Consider the following 332-nt stretch of genomic DNA (forward strand, 5'->3'; position numbering starts at 1 on the left):
CAAGCTATTGACATACACTTGGTAGGCTGAATCACCTTGTTCACCTTTTTGTGCCTTAACCCAGTCTTCAACTGAAAGTGGGGTTTCACCTTCTTTTACCGTCGTTAAATAGATCTCATAGAGAGAGTCACCCTTCAATGAATCTAACCATTGTTCTTTGCTGAGTGGTGTTTCACCTTCAGCTAATGTGCTGAGATAAATGTCATAAGCAGATGCACCATTCGTACCTTTTAATGACTCAAGCCATTTCTCTTCTGTCAGTGGTGTTACACCTTCTTTTACCGTCGTTAAATAGATCTCGTAAAGTGAATCACCCTTCAATGATGCCAACC

Annotated in this window: 1 protein-coding gene; it reads right to left on the reverse strand. The window is 41.0% G+C overall.

What is annotated here, in order from left to right; translation table 11 throughout:
* Window positions 1-332 (reverse strand): hypothetical protein (locus LOZ91_RS14575; protein ID WP_244783469.1); only part of this gene is annotated, 332 nt, incomplete at both ends.

The organism is Acinetobacter sp. F-1 (assembly GCF_022869025.1).
Taxonomy (GTDB): Bacteria; Pseudomonadota; Gammaproteobacteria; order Pseudomonadales; family Moraxellaceae; genus Acinetobacter; species Acinetobacter pseudolwoffii.